Genomic DNA, 19,707 nt, shown 5'->3' on the forward strand with positions numbered 1-19,707 from the left:
GAGGAGGCTCGCCGAAACACCCACGGAAAGCGAAGTGCCTGGAGCGGAAATCAACAGGCAAGTTTAACAGAGCTATGAAAATAGTAAAATACGGAGGAAACATAAAAAATGAATCAACCAATTGCAATTGTCACTGGGGCTTCAAGTGGTTTTGGACTATTAACAACATTAGAGTTAGCAAAAGCTGGTTTTCAAGTAATCGCCACAATGAGAAATAAAGCAAAAGCAGATGAGCTTCTAAAGGAGGCCCAAAGACTTACAATCCAATCGAATTTGATTGTACATGAACTGGATGTTACCTCTGAGGCTTCGATTGAAAAATTAGCTGCACGGATTAAAAGCATAGGCCGGGTTGATGTTCTAGTGAATAATGCTGGCTATGCTGCAGCCGGGTTTGTTGAGGAAATTACGATGGAGGAATACCGAAAGCAATTCGATACTAATTTCTTTGGTGTCATAGCAGTAACCAAGACTGTTCTTCCTTTTATGCGAAGTCAGGGGAAAGGGATAATTATAAATGTAAGTAGCATAAGCGGGAAGATCGCATTTCCAGGTCTATCACCATATGTTGCTTCCAAACATGCTCTGGAAGGCTGGAGCGAAAGCTTACGTTTAGAGTTATTACCGTTTGGGATCGCTGTCACCTTAATTGAACCAGGGTCCTATAAGACTAATATCTGGTCGTCGGGTAAACAAGTTACCACACTATCACTACAAACAGATTCACCCTATTATAAATATATGAAGAGTATCGAGGACTACATTTCTTCAGGGGAAGAACAGTTTGGTAACCCTAAGGATGTAGCAGAGAAAATAGCCAGTATTGCTTTAGACGATCGGCCTGGTTTAAGGCATCCAATTGGAAAGGGAGTGAGGACAACTCTCCTATTAAGAAATCTAATCCCATGGAAGCTTTGGGAGAAGATTTTTATTAAAAAACTGCATCGATAAAAGATATTACAAAAAACTAAAAAAATCTGCAAATTTCGACAAAATCTTCCTCTTTTTCCTATTAAACTAGTACTTAGTTACTAGGAGGGAAGATAGTGTTAATAAACAGAATAATCATTATAGTGCTCTTTTTCTTATTGATTACACAGGGAGTCTTGAACCAAACAGTAAAAGCCGATAAAAAACAAGAATTTAATACCCTTGAGGCTGATTTGGCCCAATACATAAAGCCATACCAAGGAAAAGTGACACTTCGTTATCAAAATTTAGTAACAAACGAAGGCTATTCATTAAATAGCAATACGGAAGTGCCGGCTGCGAGTACCATCAAGCTTCCGTTAGCCTTATACGTGATGAAGCTTGCAGATGGGGGTCAAATTGACTTAAACGAGACATTAACATACCAAAGCCAGCATTATTATGGCGGAAGTGGTGTTATCCAAAATGACAAGGTAGGTTCGGTTTATACCATAGATGAACTTGTCGAAAAAGCGTTAATTTATAGTGATAATATCGCATTCATTATGTTGAAAGAGCGGGTTAGACCTAATCAGTTTGTTTCATTCTTAAAAAGCATTGGAGCTGATTATGCATATCCAGGTGGAAGGAATACGACCTCAGCTGACGATTTAACCCTATATACAGAAGAACTGTATCGTTACGCAAACCAAAGCGCCAATGGGAAAAAGCTTGTACAGTACCTTGAACATACGGTTTATAACACAACCATTCCACAGGGAATTAAGGATGTGCCGGTTGCTCATAAAGTTGGAATGATTCCAATGAATTTAATTTATAACGATGCTGCTATTGTTTTTGCTGATGAACCGTATACCTTAGCAATCACGACAAGAGGGATTGCCTATGAAAAATCACAAGAGGTAATCGCAGAAATTGCCTCAATCGTAAACAATCATCATCAGTTGATTGCGAAAGAAAGAAGTAAAAAGCTAACGATAACAGCAGGAGCAAAAATTGATAGCATACCAGTGTCTTTTGAAAAAGGATCCTTTTATTATGACTTTTTAGAAAGAAAAATCGTTGGGAATTTGTATAATCCTTCTAGTGATAATGGGTATTTTGGAAGGTTTTCACCCTACCAGCAGCTCGTAGCTATTCAATTTGAAACAAAGAATCTTCGTGCACCATTTGTAATTGATAATTTTACATATAATTGGAAATGATAGGTGTAATAAGGGTACGAAGGAGCATCCTGGTGAATCTGAATGTAATTTACGGGGCGATTTATATATTTTCAGCAATTAAATGGGGGGATTGGAAAAACTGGAAAGCTTATTACCCCACATTCCTATTTTTAATGGTAGGTGATTTGGTCTATCAATATTTGTTCTATAAGCATAGTATGTGGGAATATGTACCTGTAGGAAGTGATAAAGGATGGGCTAAACACAGTCATATAGCTCTTTTGGTTATGTTAATTAAGTATCCTATAACTATAAGTATATTTCTCGGTCATATGCCGAAGTCTTTCAAAAAGAAACTAGTGAATATCCTTTTTTGGACCATTATATACACAGTAAATGAATTTGCTGATTTAAAATTAGGTGCATTGGTTCATAAGAATGGTTGGAATTTAGGTTGGTCAGCCTTTTTTAGTTTCGTTATGTTTTCAGTTCTAGCGATACATTATTATAAACCACTTTTAGCTTGGATTCTGTCTGCCATCTATGCTACTTTCCTTTGGAATGTTTTTGATATTTCGTCAAATATTTTAAAATAACGGTTTTTCTCAAAACATCCTTTTTATAAGGTTGTTTTTTTTCTAAAATAAAAAATAACAAAGGAAGTCGAAATATTTTTGCAGGACTTTAAGGGATATTATTAGAATAATAGAAATATGATGGAACAAAGGGGGGATTAGCTTGGGAATCCAAGTAATTGAAAAAGAAGAAATTAATGTAGTAGGAATTTCGTGGACAGGTACTTACTCAGAAGTAAGCACTATCCCGAGTCTCTTTAATAAAATGGAATCACGATTGCCGGAAGTACCCTATCAGACAAAAGAGCCCGTTCTCATTGCACCTTTTCATAGCAGGGAAACAGAGTTCACCTATTACGTCACTACCCCTGTAGATAAACTTGACTCAATCCCAGAAGGAATGGTTGGATTTACGATTCCGAGTAAAAATTATGTATACACTACCCATAAAGGAAAGCCAGAGGAAGTAGAAAATACATACCTTCGACTGTTCAATTGGATGAAAGAATATGGATACGAGCAGGATCACCATGCGTTAAGTTTGGAAGTTTATAAAGAAGAGCATAAACATCAAAATGCAGCAGGAGATCTTCATTTTGAGATTTATTTACCTGTAAAAACGTATAAGTAATAAAAAACGGCCATGTTATGGCCGTTTTTTAGTCTGAAAATTTAAAAGGCATTTTCCTTTACTGTTTGAAAGAAGTATAATAACATTTAATATATCTAAATAATTCCTTCGGGGTCAGGTGAAATTCCTAACCGGCGGTGATGAAGCTATGCTTCTTAGTCCGTGACCCGTTTGTCTGCTTGGATAAACGGTGGATCTGGTGAAACTCCAGGGCCGACAGTTAAAGTCTGGATGGGAGAAGGAAAAACGAGGTTTATGGGTAGGGTGAAGTATACCTATTTTTAAGCTTTTATTTCCTAATGTCTTTTTAACGACCCTGAAGAATTCATTTTCTTCAGGGTCTTTTTTAATCCTTTTCAAAGGAGAAAAAATAATGAATGATAAGTTTTACATGAATCTAGCTTTAGATCTTGCCAAAGGAACGCTAGGTCAAACTACTCCAAACCCTGTGGTAGGTGCTGTGCTGGTGAAGGATGGCCAAATTATCGGAATGGGTGCCCATTTAAAAGCAGGTGAACCACATGCAGAAGTACATGCCATTCAAATGGCCGGTGAAAATGCAAAGGATGCTACTTTGTATGTAACACTTGAGCCGTGTAGTCATCATGGGAAAACACCGCCATGCAGTGACTTGGTGATTAGGACTGGGGTAAGGAAAGTATTTGTGGCAACAACTGACCCAAATCCACAAGTAGCAGGAACCGGAATTGAACGAATCAAAAAGGCAGGAATTGAAGTGGAGGTTGGTTTACTCCAAGAGGAAGCTCGTGAGCTCAATAAAGTCTTTTTTTATAACATTCAAACAGGCCTGCCGTATGTCACATTAAAATCGGCAGCAAGTTTAGATGGGAAAACGGCAACTGTAACTGGTGAGAGTATGTGGATTACCGGTGAACAAGCAAGAGCTGATGTTCACCAGTTTCGCCATCAGCATGACGGGATATTAGTTGGTGTTAATACCGTATTAAAGGACAATCCATCGTTAACAACAAGAATGTCTTCTGGTGGCAAAAATCCCATCCGAATTATTCTTGACACACATCTCAGAACGCCAATAAATGCAAAGATTGTTACTGATCATCAAGCACCAACTTGGATTGTGACAGGGAATGATGTAGCCCGTGAGAGAATCAATCTTTTTATGGAATGGGGCGTTGAAATAATCCAAATGGAAACGAACAACATACGTATAAAGGATTTACTTGATATTCTCGGAAAGAGGGGTATGACTTCACTTTTTGTTGAAGGTGGTGCAGAAGTGCATGGCAGCTTTTTAGAGGAACGATCTTTTCAACAGATTATTACCTATATTGCCCCAAAATTAATAGGTGGAAAATCGGCGCCAACTTTATTTGGTGGCCATGGGATCGAAAAAATAGCTGAAGCCGTTTCATTGAACATTAAACAAGTGGATAGGATTGGTAATGATATAAGAATCATTGCAGAACCTATGTAAGGAGAAGAAACTAGTATGTTTACTGGAATCATTGAAGAAATAGGAAGCATTGCCAATATTCAAAGAACGGGTGAATCGTATGTTCTGACGATTGAAGCGAAAAGAATACTTGAGGATGTTCACCTTGGTGACAGTATTGCTGTCAACGGAGTATGTCTGACCGTCACTTCATTTTCCGGAAAGCATTTTACCGTTGATGTCATGCCTGAAACGGTGAAAGCGACGAGCTTACATACAATAAAGCGTGGTTCAAAAGTTAATTTAGAGAGAGCGATGGCTGCAGGGGGAAGATTTGGAGGTCACTTTGTTTCTGGCCATATTGATGGAACTGGGGTCATTAAAAGGAAACAGGCACTTGAGAATGCGATTTATTATGAAATTGAAGCAGAGCCTGATTTGCTGCGATATGTCATATTAAAGGGATCGATAGCAGTAGATGGGACAAGCTTAACTGTATTTGCTGTAACAGAGAATAGCTTTACTTTATCTTTAATACCTCATACATTATCTGAAACTGTGTTAGGTCAAAAGGGCTCTGGTGATATCGTGAACCTAGAATGCGATATGATCGGTAAATATGTCGGACACTTTTTAACAAACCTCTCAAACAATAATACTAAATCAAAGAGTCAAACAGGTATAACTGCAAGCTTCTTAGAAGATAACGGCTTCATGTAAGCCATCATGTATGTTTTTAAACGGATGAAAAGGAGTGAGTGATATGTTTAATACAATAGAGGAAGCACTATCCGATTTAAAAGAGGGAAAAGTTATCATTGTTTGTGATGACGAGGATAGAGAAAACGAAGGGGACTTTATTGCCCTTGCTGAAAAAACTACACCATCTGTTATAAACTTAATGGTTACTCACGGTAGAGGACTTGTTTGTGTACCAATTGAAGAAGAGTTAGCGCAAAAACTAGATTTATTTCCAATGGTGTCTAAAAACACGGATCCCCATGGAACTGCCTTTACTGTTAGTATTGACCACAAGTTTTCAACGACTGGGATTTCAGCTTATGAACGGTCAGCTACTGTCTTAAGCATGCTTGATCCTGAAGCAAAATCAAGTGATTTTAAAAGACCTGGTCATATCTTCCCGTTAATCGCCAAAAAAGGTGGAGTCTTACGACGTACAGGACATACCGAGGCAGCTGTAGATTTAGCTAGATTGTGCGGCTCGAAGCCTGCTGGGGTCATTTGTGAAATCATGAATGAGGATGGGACGATGGCTCGAGTTCCTCAGCTTAGAAAAATAGCGGATGAGCTAAACGTAAAAATGATTACCATCAAAGACTTGATTGAATATCGAAACAAAAAGGATAACTTGGTCAAACGTGAGGTGGAAATCAATTTGCCTACTGAATTTGGCACCTTTAAAGCTGTGGGGTATTCCAATCTTGTTGATGATAAGGAACATGTTGCATTAGTGAAGGGTGAAATCGATCCTGAAACACCTGTTCTTGTTAGAGTTCATTCGGAATGTCTAACAGGTGATGTTTTTGGATCCTATCGCTGTGATTGCGGACCACAGCTTCATGCAGCCTTAAGTCAAATTAATAAAGCGGGAAGTGGCGTTCTTTTGTACATGCGCCAGGAAGGACGCGGAATTGGTCTGTTAAATAAAATGAGAGCGTATAAGCTACAAGAAGAAGGCTATGATACCGTTGAAGCAAATGAAAAGCTTGGCTTTGGAGCTGATTTAAGGGAATACGGCATCGGGGCTCAAATACTGAAGGACTTAGGCATTAAGAAAATGATGCTATTAACGAACAATCCCCGAAAAATAAAAGGTTTGAAGGGCTACGACCTCGAGGTGGTTGAGCGGGTGCCCCTTCAGATGGAAATGAGAAAAGAAAACGCCAATTACCTACGAACAAAGCATGATAAATTAGGGCACATGTTTCATTATTAAAAGATAGATAAAAATTAAATATTTGGAGGCATACACATGGGACACACATTTGAAGGAAATTTAGTAGGATCAGGACTAAAGGTTGGAATCGTGGTTGGACGATTTAATGAATTTATTACAAGTAAACTGTTGGGTGGAGCACAGGACGCGCTAAAAAGACATGGTGTTGAAGAAGCAAACGTTGATATCGCTTGGGTGCCAGGTGCATTTGAAATTCCGTTAATCGCTCAAAAAATGGCAAATAGTAAAAAGTACGATGCGGTAATCACGCTTGGTACAGTTATTCGTGGCTCAACGCCTCACTTTGATTATGTTTGTAATGAAGCAGCTAAAGGTGTTTCAGCTACTGCATTAACTAGTGGCATTCCAGTTATTTTTGGGGTGTTAACAACAGACTCCATTGAACAGGCTATTGAGCGTGCAGGAACAAAAGCAGGCAATAAGGGCTGGGATGCAGCTGTTTCAGCCATTGAAATGGCTAATTTATGTAGGAATATTGAGCAATAAGAAAGCAGACATCTGATGAAGTTTGGATTTGATGTGGATGATACATTAATAAACCTAAGAGAGCATGCCTTTCATTTGTATAATAAAAAATTACAGAAGGCTGTTCCTATTGAAGCTTACCATAGCTTAACAACTCTTGAAATCCATGAGCCTTTCAGGTTAAGTGATCAAGAAGGGAGCAGGATGTGGCATGATTCCTTGGAGGAGATTTATTACACGGACTGTTCACCGTTTCCACATGCCGTTGAGGTTCTGAACGAGCTTAAACTTGAAGGACATGAGATTTATTATATTACCTCAAGACCAGTGGAGCATTGTGAACGTACGAGAAACTGGCTAGTAAAGGCTGGTTTTCCCGTCGATGAACATTCTTTTTATTGCGGGATGAAGGATTCAGAAAAGATTAACATCATTAAAGATTTAGGGTTAGATTATTATTTTGACGACAAGCCCGCAGTATTGGAGACTCTTAAGGAGTCAGGATCAAAAGTATTAATGAAAAACAGCTCTTACAACCAACACATTCAACTGCCAAGAATTCATTGTTGGTCAGAGCTGAAGAAAACTCTACTTGAAGATAAAAAATAGGAGAGGCCTATGTGTGCCTTCTCCTATTTTTTTATAGAAAACGACTAATATATTTACAATTGAATTCCAATTTTTAATTAATTCCTGCTAAAATTACAAGTTGTAGTGTAAAATTACACAGTAAATTTAAAGTTTTAATTTTTTATCAGCGAATTTTCTGGGTTTATTAGCGAATCTAGAAATTTATCAGCGAATCAAAAAAAGCACCAATATATATAGATATTAAATATATACAAACCTGACTGTCTTTTACTATAATAGTGGTAACATAAAAAAATAGCTCGGTAAAACAGGTGCTAAGGTCTTAGATAGACTTTTAGCTTAATAGGGAAGTTGGTTTAAAGCCAACGCGGTCCCGCCACTGTAAATGGGAGCAACCTAAACATGTCACTGTCGATAGATGGGAAGACTTAGGGAGCGATGACCATGAGCCAGGAAACCTGCCTGTTTTTGAACACAACAGCCTACGCGGATAGGAGAGTGTTAAGAATAGAAACGGTTTCTCGTTTCCTCCTTAACGTACATAACACTCCTCCTCCTTTTAGGGGGATTTTTTTATGTCTATTTAATTAGGAAAGGAAGAGTTTTAAAATGATGAAGAAAAGTTATTTGTGGATGGTCATATTGTTAATTTTCACATTATTCATGAGCGGGTTACAAGCCCCTGTATTAGCAGCTGACCTAGGGAAACAAGGGTCCATAACTGTTTTAGGTTTGGATGGGGCCAACCCGATCTTAGCAAAAACAACTGTTCAAATCAGTGACACTGAAACAGCAACAGAAGCGTTAATGGCTGTTGTTGGTGAAAGTAATGTTGAATTTACTGATTCCTCTTATGGGAAAATGCTAACGGGTATTAATGGGGTTAAAGCAGAAGGAACCAATTATTGGGCTTTTTTTATCAATGGGGTTTCAGCACAGGTTGGCTCTGACAGCTATATCGTCCAAAATGGTGACCAATTAACCTTCCGCTTAACTGATTGGACAAAAACGCCACAGAATACAGTTTCACTCCAAGTGGTTAATAGTGATAAAAATACCGTTACTGACCAATCAGGAATTGAAGTGATTGGAAGTCCAACTGCCTTTCAACTATTACAAGTAATCCTTGGCCCTGATAAGGTTGGATACAGTGAAAGCCAGTACGGGAAAATGATTACTTCTATTAATGGTATACAAGCAGAAGGAACCAATTATTGGGCTTTTTACGTAAACGATAAAATGGCCGAGGTTGGAGCAGACAGTTATCCGCTTCAATCAGGAAATCAAATTAGCTTTAAACTAGAATCTTGGCAGGATGGATCGGGAGATGGTAATGCCGGAGGAGATACAAACCCAGACCCAAATCCTTCTGGTGGAGCGGTTTCTGAAAAAACAATTCAAACTTCCGTTGACTCAGCTAGCAAGTATGTGTTGCAGAATAATCTAGGCGAATGGGAAGTAATTGCCTTAAAACAAACAGGACAAACAATTCCTGCTACATACCTTGCATCAGTAAAATCACTAGTTAAGGAAAAACAAGGGAAGTTCAATAGAATCACAGATACAGAGCGGTATGTTCTGGGAATTCTTGCAGCTGGTGGGGATCCAACAAATGTAGTTGGCTATAACTTGGTGGAAGCCATTTACAATGGTAATGTCACAAAGCAAGGGTTAATTGGGGTGTCGTATGCTCTTATTGCATTAGATAGCGCGAACTTTTCCATTCCTGAAACTGCACAATGGACGAGAGAAAAGATAGTGAAGCATTTATTAGATAGGCAAAATCAAGATGGCGGCTGGGCATGGGATGAAAGTGCTACTAGCGATATTGATACAACTGCGATGATTCTAACAGCCCTTGCTCCATATAAAGCGCAACCTGAAGTGAAGGGCAAGGTAGATGCTGCTATTCAGTATTTATCAACACAATATCAAGCATCAAAAATAGATAATAGCTCAACAGCAGCCCAGACCATCATTGCCCTGGCAACTTTAGGAGTGGATGCAAATACAGCTCCATTTACAGGACTTGTTGAATATTTTCTATCCTTCCAAAATGCTGATGGCGGCTTTGATTGGCAGGGAGGAGATGTAAGTGATTCCTTCACCACTTCACAGAGCATCCAGGCGTTAGCTGCTTATCATCTGTATACAACAGGAAAAGGCTCATTATATCAGCTTCCATTAGTTGAACAAAAGCCTGAAACGGAGAAGCCAGAGACTCAAACACCTAGTGAAGAGGCACCAGCACAGACAACTCCTAATCAAGATAATGGTAGTAATAGTGTGAAGGGACATACGTTGCCAAATACTGCAACAGATAGCTATAACCTGCTCATGGTTGGTCTTTTGATTATGCTAATCGGAAGTCTAGTTTATATGAAACAAAGAAAAAGATACTCATAAGTAAAATATTGCCCCTTCTTCTATTTAGGAGGGGCAACCTAGAGGAGGCGCATCTATGAAAAAATGGATGAAAGGTACAGCATTTCTTAGTCTATTATTCGTTTTGTTCTCCTTAGTTGGATGTGGTTCGAATGAACAAACTACGAAGGAAACAAAAAAAGAAGAAAAAACTGTTAAAGTAGAAAAACAAAACAAACATGAAAACAAGGTAGAGGCAAAAGTAGAACCGAGTAGTGAACAAAACCAAACGACGGATTCTTCAACGGGTGCTTCTGAAGAAAAAAAGGAAAATCAGTCTACAACACCATCAAGTACGCCGAAGCAAACAAGTCCATCTAATCAGCAACAAACGCCGACGACCCAAACAAATACGGCTGCGACTACAAATAAAAGCAATACGTCGACGACCACAGCCAAAACACCAGCGTCGACTACTCCTGCATCAAAGCCTAGTACAACCACAACATCAAAGCCGGCAACTACGGTAACGTTATCGATCGTTGGACCAAAGGATCGAGGCACCATTGTTGCTCCAACAAAAGTTAGTTTTAATGATGGCGACACCATTTATGATATTATTTTATCAACAGCTAAAAAACATGGTATCGTGATTGATTCCCGTGGCAGCGGGGCAACTGCATATATCGAAGGAATTGATAATATTTATGAGTTTGATTATGGTCCAAAAAGCGGTTGGGTATTTGAGCAAAATGGAGTTAGTCTCACTAAGAGTATTGGGGTTACAAAAATCAAAGATGGTGATCGGATTGAATGCATCTACACCGAATAACATAGGGGGAAACGTGGGATGAAAGGTCGTTTTGAACGTTTTCATCCTCTTGTGTCCTTTCTTTTTTATGCTGGGGCAATTTCACTATTAATTCTTATGCTACATCCCATTTTTCTTGTAGCAGCCTTAATTGTCATTTTAATAATTAACTTTATTCATGATCAGTTTAAGGGAATTCGACGCTGGTATATTTTTATCATCAGTACCTTCCTCCTCATGCTCATCACAAATCCTTTATTTAATGAAAGAGGACGACATTTACTGTTTGAAATTAATGATCATCGGGTGACACTAGAGGCAGTTCTGTATGGAGGAATGAACGCTGTATCAATAATAGGAATGATTGCGTTATTTATTTCTTATAACGTGATCATGACGCCTAACAAGCTATTATTCTTGTTTGCAAAAATCCTCCCACAATTTGCCGTTCTCCTTATGCTGACTCTACGTTTTATTCCGTTAATGAGAAGGAGAATGGAGGAAATCTCAATTGTTCAAAGGAGCAAGGGGAATTCTGTGAATCAGGGGAAGTGGAAAACAAGGATTAAGACCGGAATGCTTTATGTGCAAACACTGTTAACCTATTCACTTGAAGAAGCCATTCAAACAGCTGATTCAATGAATGCAAGGGGGTATGGTCAAGGTCGAAGGTCTTCTTATGAATATTTTTCGTTTAAGAAAACAGATTTCCTTTCATTATCTTATTTAATTATTCTTTTTGCTATCATTTTATTTGAGCGATTTTCAGGCTTTGGTGTTCTAACGATTTATCCAAACATGGAAGTTTGGCAATTTTCTGTTATGGATTACGCAGCCTTCGCTTGTTACTTGTTGTTTTTAAGCTTTCCATTAATAGTAGAAGTAGGTGGAACGGTCCGATGGCGTTTATTGAATTAAATGATGTTACCTTTACATACCCAGACAGTTCGCAACCAGCCATAAGTAACCTCTCACTTAATATTAATAAAGGTGAATTTGTCGTGCTGTTCGGTGCTTCCGGTTCTGGAAAAAGCACACTTTTACAATTATTAAAAAAGGAAATCCAGCCACATGGAACCTTATTAGGACAGCTTTCAATTAATGGGGAAAATCTTCAAGCGGCAAAGGATATTTCGAACAAAGTTGGCTTTGTCTTTCAAGACCCAGAAAATCAGATGGTTGCGGATGACGTACTTCACGAAATAGTCTTTGGTCTTGAAAATACCGGGCTTTCAACGAATGCAATGAGAAACAGAGTGGCCGAAATGGTTCATTATTTCGGTGCTGAACCACTTCTTCACAAAAAAGTGCATGCACTCTCAGGAGGAAAAAAGCAACAAATTAACCTCGCCTCCGTTTTACTTATGCAGCCGGATATATTGTTGCTCGATGAACCAACTGCACAATTGGATCCGGTGAGTTCACGGGAATTTTTAGATATATTAAAGAGAATTAATGATGAATTTGGTATGACAATTATTATTGCTGAGCATCGCCTTGAAGAAGTTTTTACATTAGCAGATCAAATTGTCATGATGGATCAAGGAAGGGTCCAAATTTCAGGTGAACCAAGGGAGGTCCTTCCTGAAATTTGGAAATCATCAAACAAAGCATTTATCCCTAGTATTCCAGCTTTATTTTTTGAAATGGATGGCAAGGGAATGATTCCTCTCAGTGTTAAAGAAGGTAGGAAATGGGCACAAAAGTCGGAGTTACAACCTATTTATCCGGAAAATAAACTCCGTATTAATTCAGTAGGCGGGGAATTAATTAAGGGGCTTAATGTCTCATGTCGCTATGACAAACGGGAAGATCTTATTTTAGACGAGCTTGCTCTAAGTCTGAATAAGGGTGAATTTTATGCACTGTTGGGTGGAAATGGTTCAGGTAAGTCTACCTTACTCAAGTCTCTAGCAGGTTTATTGAAGCTTGAAGGCGGAAAAATTCTTCTAGAGGGCAAGCCCTTAAAAGGGTATAAAAACAAGGAATTAACCCGGAAAATTGGCTATTTACCGCAAAATCCTAAACTGTTTTTTATCCAGGATACTTTTGAAAAGGAAATTATGGAAACAATGGCTCAATGGAACGTAACTGACATGAATGAGGTAGAGACCTTGTTAGTCGAGTTAGGGATTGCTCATTTAACATCAAGTCACCCATATGATTTAAGTGGTGGGGAGCTTCAAAAGGCGGCACTTGCGTGTGTGTTATTGCGAAAGCCAGAATTATTGTTGCTGGATGAACCAACAAAGGGACTTGATCCCATTTCAAAAGAAAATTTAGCAAACATTCTTCATGATTTACGTAGTTCAGGTATGACTATTTTCATGTCTACGCATGATGTGGAATTCGCGGCGCAGTACGCAACCAAATGTGGGATGTTGTTTCAAGGAAAGATTACATCTGAGGATGAACCAAAGAAGTTTTTTAAAGGAAATTTCTTTTATACGACGATGATTCAGCGGATTTTTCGTGATAATAAAACTGCGACCCCGCTGATACGAGAGGAGGTTAATCGTCCATGATTCGGAACAAAGGGCTGACAACCTTCCTCTTCCTGTTCATAATGGTCATCTTGTTGGGAGTGACCTTTCTTTTGGAGGATTCCTATTTATGGTTAAGCTTTGGAGTTGTTTTCCTTGGCATATTTCTTTTTCTCGTACGTTTTGAACGGCGAAAGGTGGAACCACGGGAGCTTGTTTTATTAGCTGTACTTGCATCAATTGCGGCTGTAGGCAGGATTCCATTTGCAAGCCTTCCAAGTGTTCAGCCAACCACCTTTGTCATCATGATGTCTGGCTTTGTTTTTGGTGCAGAAAGCGGGTTTATAATTGGGGCGGTAGCAGCCCTTGCTTCCAATATGATTTTGGGTCAAGGTCCATGGACACCGTGGCAGATGGCTGCATGGGGTTTAGTAGGGTTAACGGCAGGATGGCTTCGAAACACAAAGATACTGACTAGTAAAACTGGTCGGATTATTTTTGGAATGGCATGGGGTTATTTGTTCGGATGGATAATGAATCTGTGGGGGTTTTTATCAATCGTTCAATCGGGAAGCCCATTTGAATGGAAGGCGTTCATTGTATATTTAATAGGAAGTGCGACATTCGATACAATGCATGCCGTTTCAAATATATTTTTTCTACTTTTGTTTGGTGAGGTATGGATAAAAATTTTGTCTCGGTTTAAGCGGAAATATGGATTGTTGAATTAAAGTAGTAATTCTTCTCTGACCGAACAATTCCTATCCTGTTTGGTCAGAGAAGGCCTACTACCTAACAATAAGTTTATTTAAATACATTCATAGGGACATTAAACCAATTCCATAGAAAAATCATCCAAATTATTGAAATTGCCCATGCTAGAAGCGGCTTCAAAAAATGTACTCTCAAAACGGTAAACATGACAATATTAAAAAAGATGGACCACAATAAATTCCAATTGTGATCATAATTTATTAAGTTTAAAAAATAAAAATTTATTCCTTCAATTCCACTGTAAAGGAACACCCATAAACTAACCCAAAGGATTTGTTTTTTTATAGAACGGGGAAAATGCCCAAGATAAATAAGAATTGTTGCAGGATAAACTATGATAGCAATCATTAAATTGATGGCCATATGACCAATTAGGAATTGTTGTCCAAAATACACCTCTTGATAGGACCACATACGATGATTATGAAGCAAACTGTTTTTTAGTAAATCGCCTCCGATAAAAAATAAAATTGTGGAGTAATATGCCTTCCAGTTTTTCCAGTCTCCCCATTTAATTCCTGCTAGCAAAAACAGAGCATTCAAAACGATATGCATACAATCCCTCACTCATATATTTCCTGAAATTTATATATATAGCATGTAAATGTCGACCTAAAGCATTTTATTATTTTCAACTAATAAAAATAAATTCATTCATTTTATGGATATTTGTCGTTGATTCTTAAATTTGACAAGAGGCTGACCACTTTGCAAGGTCAGCCTCTTCAATTATTGGTTGAATTTTTCAATGAGTGTGTTGATAGCTTTTCCGACATTATATAAAATGTTATCCAATCCCTTTTTCCATTCAGGGGCTTGTTCTTTTATGGTTTCCCCTAATTTATGAGCATTTTCATTTAATTCTTTGCTTATTTTCTTTGCTTGCTCGTTGATTCGATTCTTTTGTGCAGTTTCCCCAGCCAGCTGGGCATTAATAGAGACAACATCAAATGATTCCTTAGGAAGATGACGGCTTGACTCTTCCATGATTGCTTTAAAAATAGGGACAACATTTGAAGAACTTGAGCTAGGCAGATAATGCTGCTTATCTGTTTGGTCAAAACCAATCCAAATGGCACCAACGAGATTTGGGGTATATCCCACCATCCATTGATCCTTCGTACCACTTGCACTAAATGGTAGCTGTGTCGAACCAGTCTTTCCAGCTAATTGAAGACCTGGAATTCGCGCGCGCTTGCCTGTCCCTGTTTCGACGACATTTAACAGCATGGAGGTCACTTCATTCGAAACCTCTTCAGATGTTACTTTTGTTGTTTTCGCTTCGTGCTCTGCAATGATGTTTCCAGTTGGACCGACAATTTTAGTAATTAAATGACTATCCTGGCGATTTCCACCATTCGGGAAAACAGAGAAGGCGTTAGCTAATTGAACCGGTGACACACCTTTACTCATACCGCCAAGTGCGATTGCCAAATTTTTATCTTCTTTTTCAACAGGAATGCCAAACCGCTTAAGTGAGTTCATTCCTTTATTTAAACCTACTTCATTTAAAAGCCATACTGCAGGAATATTCAGTGACTCTTCAAGTGCCTTATACATTGCCACTTTTCCTTGATAGGTTCTAGAAAAATTCTCCGGTTTATAATTTCCAAAGGTTATTGGCTCATCTTTAAGCTCAGATGAATAAGTATAGCCCTCTTCAAGTGCAGGAGTATATACAGCTAGCGGCTTCATTGTCGAACCAGGCTGAGCCCTTAATTGTGTAGCCCGGTTAAATCCACGAAATACATGCTCACCACGGCCGCCAACCAGTGCACTAACACCCCCCGTTTCGGGATCCATTAAAACAGAACCGCTTTGAACTAGATTATTTCCTTTCCCCTTTGGAAATAGGTAGTTTTTGCTATACACCTTTTCAAGTCCAGTTTGCAGATTTTGGTCCATTTCCGTATAAATCCGGTATCCTCTTGTTAATATTTCGTCTTGGGTTAATCCATATTTGGAAATGGCTTCATTTAAAACCGCGTCTACATAGTAAGGATATTTTCTCTCAACAAAACTTCCTTCACCATCTTTGAGACGGATTTTTTGTTTCTTAGCCGTAGTGTACTCAGAATTGGTAATCATTCTGAGTTCCTTCATTTTCGCTAAGACTACATTTTTTCGTTTCATAGCTAAATCATAATTTTTATATGGATCAAGGTAATTTGGTGCATGAAGGAGTCCGGCAAGCATCGCTGCTTCACCGACAGTTACATCTGAAATGTTTTTATTAAAGTATTTTTTTGAGGCATTGCCAATTCCCCAGGCTCCGCTGCCAAAATAAACTTGATTCAAATACATTTGCAGAATCTCTTCTTTTGTGTAGACCTTTTCAATTTTTACAGCTAAAAATAATTCTTCGGCTTTTCTCTTGTACGTACGTTCGGGAGATAGAAGGGCATTTTTCGTAAGTTGTTGTGTTAAGGTGCTACCTCCGCCGGTAATTCTTCCAGCAAATAAGTTACTAAAAAAAGCACGAGCTATCCCTTGAATATCAAAGCCGCTATGTTCATAGAAGCGTTCATCTTCAATGGCGACGACGGCATTTGGAACATATTTTGGCAGTTCATTCATTTTTACACCCTTTGTACGATTCGTTGTCACATTCGTTGCTATTTTCCCACTCTTATCATAAATAACAGTGGGCTGACTTAAACCTTGCTTTAAAGACTCTACATTGGCTCTTGTGGCAAGCCAGCCAAAATATGAGATGGTCACTAAAACGACGACAAGGATGATTAACAAAAATATTTGGGTGAGATGTCTTTTCCTCCAGAAACGACGTAGCATGTCCCAAAGTGGATGTAATTTCTCCATGTGATCTCCTAACTTTTAAAAGGAATTTTTGCTTCATATATTATAAATTTTCTAGCAAAAAAAGACCAACAAAAATGTTTTTCCTACTATTATCCCCTTAAGTTATTTCATTATTTGGCTAGAATTAACTATTTTTAAAAAATCTGTAGGGGTAGTTGAGCTAAGCTACGTCTATTAAGGTGAATAGATGAGAAACAGGAGGAAATTATGATTACGATAAAAAATTTAAGTCATGATTTTGTGATTGGAAAAAAAGGAAGACAGACAATTATTCCGGTGCTTAGAGACATCTCATTCACCGTGGAAAAAGGGGAAATAGTAACGATTGTTGGCAGAAGTGGTTCAGGGAAATCGACCCTGTTAAATTTAGTTAGTGGTTTTATCCATCCAAAAGAGGGGGAAATCTGGATTGATGGAGAAAAGGTTTCGGATTTAAATGAGACGAAATTTGCTGATTTCAGGATTAATAACTTAGGATTTATTTTTCAAAGCTTTCAATTGATTCCCAGCATGACGGCTTTTCAAAATGTAGAGCTTCCATTGATATTAAAGGGTGTAAGCGAGAATCTGAGAAGAGAACAAACAGAAGAGATGCTGAAAAAAGTAGGTTTACTAGATTATCAGGATCATTATCCTGGAGAATTATCTGGTGGTCAGCAGCAACGAGTAAGTATTGCAAGAGCCTTGATTGTAAATCCTCCAATTATTCTGGCAGATGAACCTACGGGTAGTCTTGATAGTGAAACAGAGGAAGAATTACTGGAATTTATCACAGCGTTGAATCGGGATTTAGGCATTACGTTTTTAATTATTACGCATGATGACAAAGTGGCCGATATCGGTAATAGAAAAATAGTATTAGCGGACGGTCGGATTGAACAGGGGGTGTTAGTATGAAACTAAAAGATCAATTCCGTTTTGTTCGACAAAATATGAAGAAAAATAAAACAAGAGTGTATATGACCATTCTTGCCACAGCGATGGGGTGTGCTTTCCTAATTGTACTCGCCTCTGTTGGCTTTGGTTTGCAGAAGTCAGTTGTAAAGGAAATTACTGAACGTAGGGTCATTACCCAAATAGATGTGCATGGGAAGGAAATAAATGACCAAGGTGGCTTCCAGCAGCTTACAGACAGAGATATTCGAACGTTTGAAAAGGTAGAGGATGTTAAGGCTGTTACAAGAAGGAAAATGTTGCAGCAGGAAAGTACGTTTACAATCGGTGATTACTTAGAGGGGACCCAAACCTTTGTAGCCCATTTTCCTTCCGAAATGAAGGCCGGCTTTGAACTATCGAATGGGCGGTTGCCAACAAGTAAAAATGAGGTAGTCGTCGGGTATAATTTCCCTCTCAATCTAGCTAAAAAAGATGCAGATGAGGGTATCTACGATGAAAAGGGTCAGGTAAAAGCAGAGTATCGCTATCCAGGCAAGTTACTCGGCGAAACCATGGAACTAACTGTTAGGCAGTTTAAAGATGGAAAAGAAGAAGAGAAGAAAATTCCTTTACTGGTTGTTGGAATCTCCAAAAAGCCAACTAAAGAGTGGGCGGAAGATCGAAGCGTATTTATATCCGAGGAGCTGTTAAAAGAAATTGAAAGCTTTACAGGGACACCGAAAGGTATCATGCTTGACCCTAATAATGAAAAATTAGAGGGTATCGATGCTAATGGAGAAACTTATGATGAAGTAAAAATTTATGCGAAAAATATGGAAGCGGTCCAAAGTATCTCAGATCAATTAAAAGAGAAGAAATATGCTACATATTCTGTTGTAAATGAATTAAAAGAAGTCAATATGGTATTTATGATTGCAAAAGTGGGCCTGATTTTTATTGGGACAATTGCGATCTTAATTGCTTCTATTGGAATTTATAATACAATGACCATGGCAGTGACAGAACGGGCACCTGATATTGGTATTATGAAAGCAATTGGTGCAAATCCGAAAACAATTAAACGAATCTTTTTGCTCGAAAGTAGTTATATTGGCTTGATTGGTGCTGTTATTGGAACGATTGTCTCGTATGGAATTAGCTTCGCTGTAAATTTCGCGGTCCCTTTAATTATTAAGCAGGCATTTGGACAAGAAACAGATTTAGACATAACGTTTAGTTATATCCCTTTTGTATTACCGATTATTTGTATTTTAATTTGCTATGGAGTAACCATTCTTTCAGGCTACCGACCAGCACAACGGGCAACAAGAGTAGATGTGTTAAAAGCAATGAGAAGAGAAATCTAAAAAAAACAGGTTCCAAACGGGGACCTGTTTTTTTTTGTAAAAAATTCAGAAATCGAGACAATCATGGACAACCAATTCTAATCCATACATATGCTAATAGAAAGATGTATTCGTAATTAGAGGGGAGAGGGAATCATGATCAACTGGAAGGTTCGTTTAAGAAATAAGCATTGGGTTATTGCATTTATCTCACAAATTATGATTTTAGCACAAATGGTACTAGCTGGATTGAATACTCTAGGAGTTACTAACTTCCAACTAACAGATGCAGTTCAAAGCACTATTTTAACAATAGTCAATGCAGTATTTGTTATATTATCCATGCTAGGTTTTGTACAAGACCCAACGACCAAGGGCTATGGTGATAGTGAGAGGGCGTTAAACTATAAGGATCCAAATTAATTGGCTATCTTAAAGAACAGTGTTAATTTTTATACCCTGATGATTGGAGCGGAAGGCACG

Annotated in this window: 19 protein-coding genes and 2 riboswitches; of the genes, 17 read left to right on the top strand and 2 right to left on the bottom strand. The window is 38.3% G+C overall.

Going from position 1 to position 19,707, the window contains the following annotated elements; all coding sequences use genetic code 11:
• Positions 1 to 108 precede the first annotated feature (108 nt).
• From ABES03_RS15710 to ABES03_RS15775, 14 genes are all read left to right on the top strand, one after another.
• Positions 109 to 951, top strand: a complete 843-nt coding sequence (locus tag ABES03_RS15710; protein WP_430118344.1) for an oxidoreductase — start codon at positions 109 to 111, stop codon at positions 949 to 951.
• A gap of 95 nt (positions 952 to 1,046) precedes the next feature.
• A complete protein-coding gene (locus ABES03_RS15715; protein ID WP_430118346.1) occupies positions 1,047 to 2,135 on the top strand; it encodes a serine hydrolase in 1,089 nt (362 codons plus the stop codon).
• Between the two features lie 32 nt (positions 2,136 to 2,167).
• Positions 2,168 to 2,692 (top strand): CBO0543 family protein, encoded by a 525-nt coding sequence (locus ABES03_RS15720; RefSeq protein ID WP_430118348.1) that lies wholly within the window; start codon positions 2,168 to 2,170, stop codon positions 2,690 to 2,692.
• Positions 2,693 to 2,834: 142 nt separating this feature from the next.
• The gene (locus ABES03_RS15725) at positions 2,835 to 3,302 is read left to right on the top strand and encodes a GyrI-like domain-containing protein (protein ID WP_430118350.1); all 468 of its coding nucleotides are present in this window, start codon (positions 2,835 to 2,837) and stop codon (positions 3,300 to 3,302) included.
• Positions 3,303 to 3,402: 100 nt separating this feature from the next.
• Positions 3,403 to 3,549, top strand: a riboswitch (FMN riboswitch).
• A 126-nt stretch (positions 3,550 to 3,675) separates the two neighbouring features.
• Positions 3,676 to 4,758, top strand: a complete 1,083-nt coding sequence (gene ribD, locus ABES03_RS15730; RefSeq protein WP_430118352.1) for a bifunctional diaminohydroxyphosphoribosylaminopyrimidine deaminase/5-amino-6-(5-phosphoribosylamino)uracil reductase RibD — start codon at positions 3,676 to 3,678, stop codon at positions 4,756 to 4,758.
• Positions 4,759 to 4,773: 15 nt separating this feature from the next.
• Positions 4,774 to 5,436: a riboflavin synthase gene (ribE, locus tag ABES03_RS15735; protein ID WP_430118354.1), complete on the top strand. Its 663-nt coding sequence runs from the start codon at positions 4,774 to 4,776 to the stop codon at positions 5,434 to 5,436.
• 43 nt (positions 5,437 to 5,479) lie between these two features.
• Entirely contained in the window at positions 5,480 to 6,673 is a 1,194-nt protein-coding gene (locus ABES03_RS15740) for a bifunctional 3,4-dihydroxy-2-butanone-4-phosphate synthase/GTP cyclohydrolase II (protein ID WP_430118356.1), read from the top strand.
• 36 nt (positions 6,674 to 6,709) lie between these two features.
• Positions 6,710 to 7,180, top strand: coding sequence for a 6,7-dimethyl-8-ribityllumazine synthase (ribH, locus tag ABES03_RS15745; RefSeq protein ID WP_335531328.1), 471 nt, complete (start codon positions 6,710 to 6,712; stop codon positions 7,178 to 7,180).
• Positions 7,181 to 7,195: 15 nt separating this feature from the next.
• Complete coding sequence (locus ABES03_RS15750; protein ID WP_430118358.1) at positions 7,196 to 7,768, top strand: 5' nucleotidase, NT5C type; 573 nt, start codon at positions 7,196 to 7,198, stop codon at positions 7,766 to 7,768.
• A 274-nt stretch (positions 7,769 to 8,042) separates the two neighbouring features.
• A riboswitch (cobalamin riboswitch) is annotated at positions 8,043 to 8,230 on the top strand.
• Between the two features lie 129 nt (positions 8,231 to 8,359).
• Positions 8,360 to 10,156 carry a DUF4430 domain-containing protein gene (locus ABES03_RS15755; protein WP_430118360.1) on the top strand — a complete coding sequence of 599 codons (1,797 nt, stop codon included), beginning with the start codon at positions 8,360 to 8,362 and terminating at the stop codon, positions 10,154 to 10,156.
• A gap of 55 nt (positions 10,157 to 10,211) precedes the next feature.
• Positions 10,212 to 10,946: a DUF4430 domain-containing protein gene (locus tag ABES03_RS15760; RefSeq protein WP_430118362.1), complete on the top strand. Its 735-nt coding sequence runs from the start codon at positions 10,212 to 10,214 to the stop codon at positions 10,944 to 10,946.
• A gap of 18 nt (positions 10,947 to 10,964) precedes the next feature.
• Positions 10,965 to 11,843 (top strand): energy-coupling factor transporter transmembrane component T, encoded by an 879-nt coding sequence (locus ABES03_RS15765; RefSeq protein ID WP_430118364.1) that lies wholly within the window; start codon positions 10,965 to 10,967, stop codon positions 11,841 to 11,843.
• Positions 11,825 to 13,450 carry an ABC transporter ATP-binding protein gene (locus tag ABES03_RS15770; protein ID WP_430118366.1) on the top strand — a complete coding sequence of 542 codons (1,626 nt, stop codon included), beginning with the start codon at positions 11,825 to 11,827 and terminating at the stop codon, positions 13,448 to 13,450. Before ABES03_RS15765 ends, ABES03_RS15770 begins: the two co-directional genes overlap by 19 nt.
• A complete protein-coding gene (locus tag ABES03_RS15775) occupies positions 13,447 to 14,139 on the top strand; it encodes an ECF transporter S component (protein WP_430118368.1) in 693 nt (230 codons plus the stop codon). The genes ABES03_RS15770 and ABES03_RS15775 overlap by 4 nt, the downstream gene beginning before the upstream one ends.
• 73 nt (positions 14,140 to 14,212) lie before the next feature.
• On the opposite strand, the gene ABES03_RS15780 is transcribed toward ABES03_RS15775, so the two are convergent.
• Together ABES03_RS15780 and ABES03_RS15785 are read right to left on the bottom strand one after the other, a co-directional pair.
• Positions 14,213 to 14,737 (bottom strand): CBO0543 family protein, encoded by a 525-nt coding sequence (locus ABES03_RS15780; protein WP_430118370.1) that lies wholly within the window; start codon positions 14,735 to 14,737, stop codon positions 14,213 to 14,215.
• 174 nt (positions 14,738 to 14,911) lie between these two features.
• The gene (locus tag ABES03_RS15785) at positions 14,912 to 17,002 is read right to left on the bottom strand and encodes a transglycosylase domain-containing protein (protein WP_430118372.1); all 2,091 of its coding nucleotides are present in this window, start codon (positions 17,000 to 17,002) and stop codon (positions 14,912 to 14,914) included.
• Positions 17,003 to 17,209: 207 nt separating this feature from the next.
• Here ABES03_RS15785 and ABES03_RS15790 point away from each other — a divergent pair, with 207 nt between their 5' ends.
• The 3 genes from ABES03_RS15790 (at position 17,210) to ABES03_RS15800 (ending at position 19,647) form a co-directional block, all read left to right on the top strand.
• Complete coding sequence (locus ABES03_RS15790; RefSeq protein ID WP_430118374.1) at positions 17,210 to 17,899, top strand: ABC transporter ATP-binding protein; 690 nt, start codon at positions 17,210 to 17,212, stop codon at positions 17,897 to 17,899.
• Entirely contained in the window at positions 17,896 to 19,245 is a 1,350-nt protein-coding gene (locus ABES03_RS15795; protein WP_430118376.1) for an ABC transporter permease, read from the top strand. The genes ABES03_RS15790 and ABES03_RS15795 overlap by 4 nt, the downstream gene beginning before the upstream one ends.
• Before the next feature lie 135 nt (positions 19,246 to 19,380).
• Positions 19,381 to 19,647 (top strand): phage holin, encoded by a 267-nt coding sequence (locus tag ABES03_RS15800; RefSeq protein ID WP_430118378.1) that lies wholly within the window; start codon positions 19,381 to 19,383, stop codon positions 19,645 to 19,647.
• Positions 19,648 to 19,707 lie beyond the last annotated feature (60 nt).

The sequence above is a fragment of the Neobacillus rhizosphaerae genome, from assembly GCF_050477885.1.
GTDB classification, from domain to species: Bacteria; Bacillota; Bacilli; order Bacillales; family Cytobacillaceae; genus Neobacillus; species Neobacillus rhizosphaerae_A.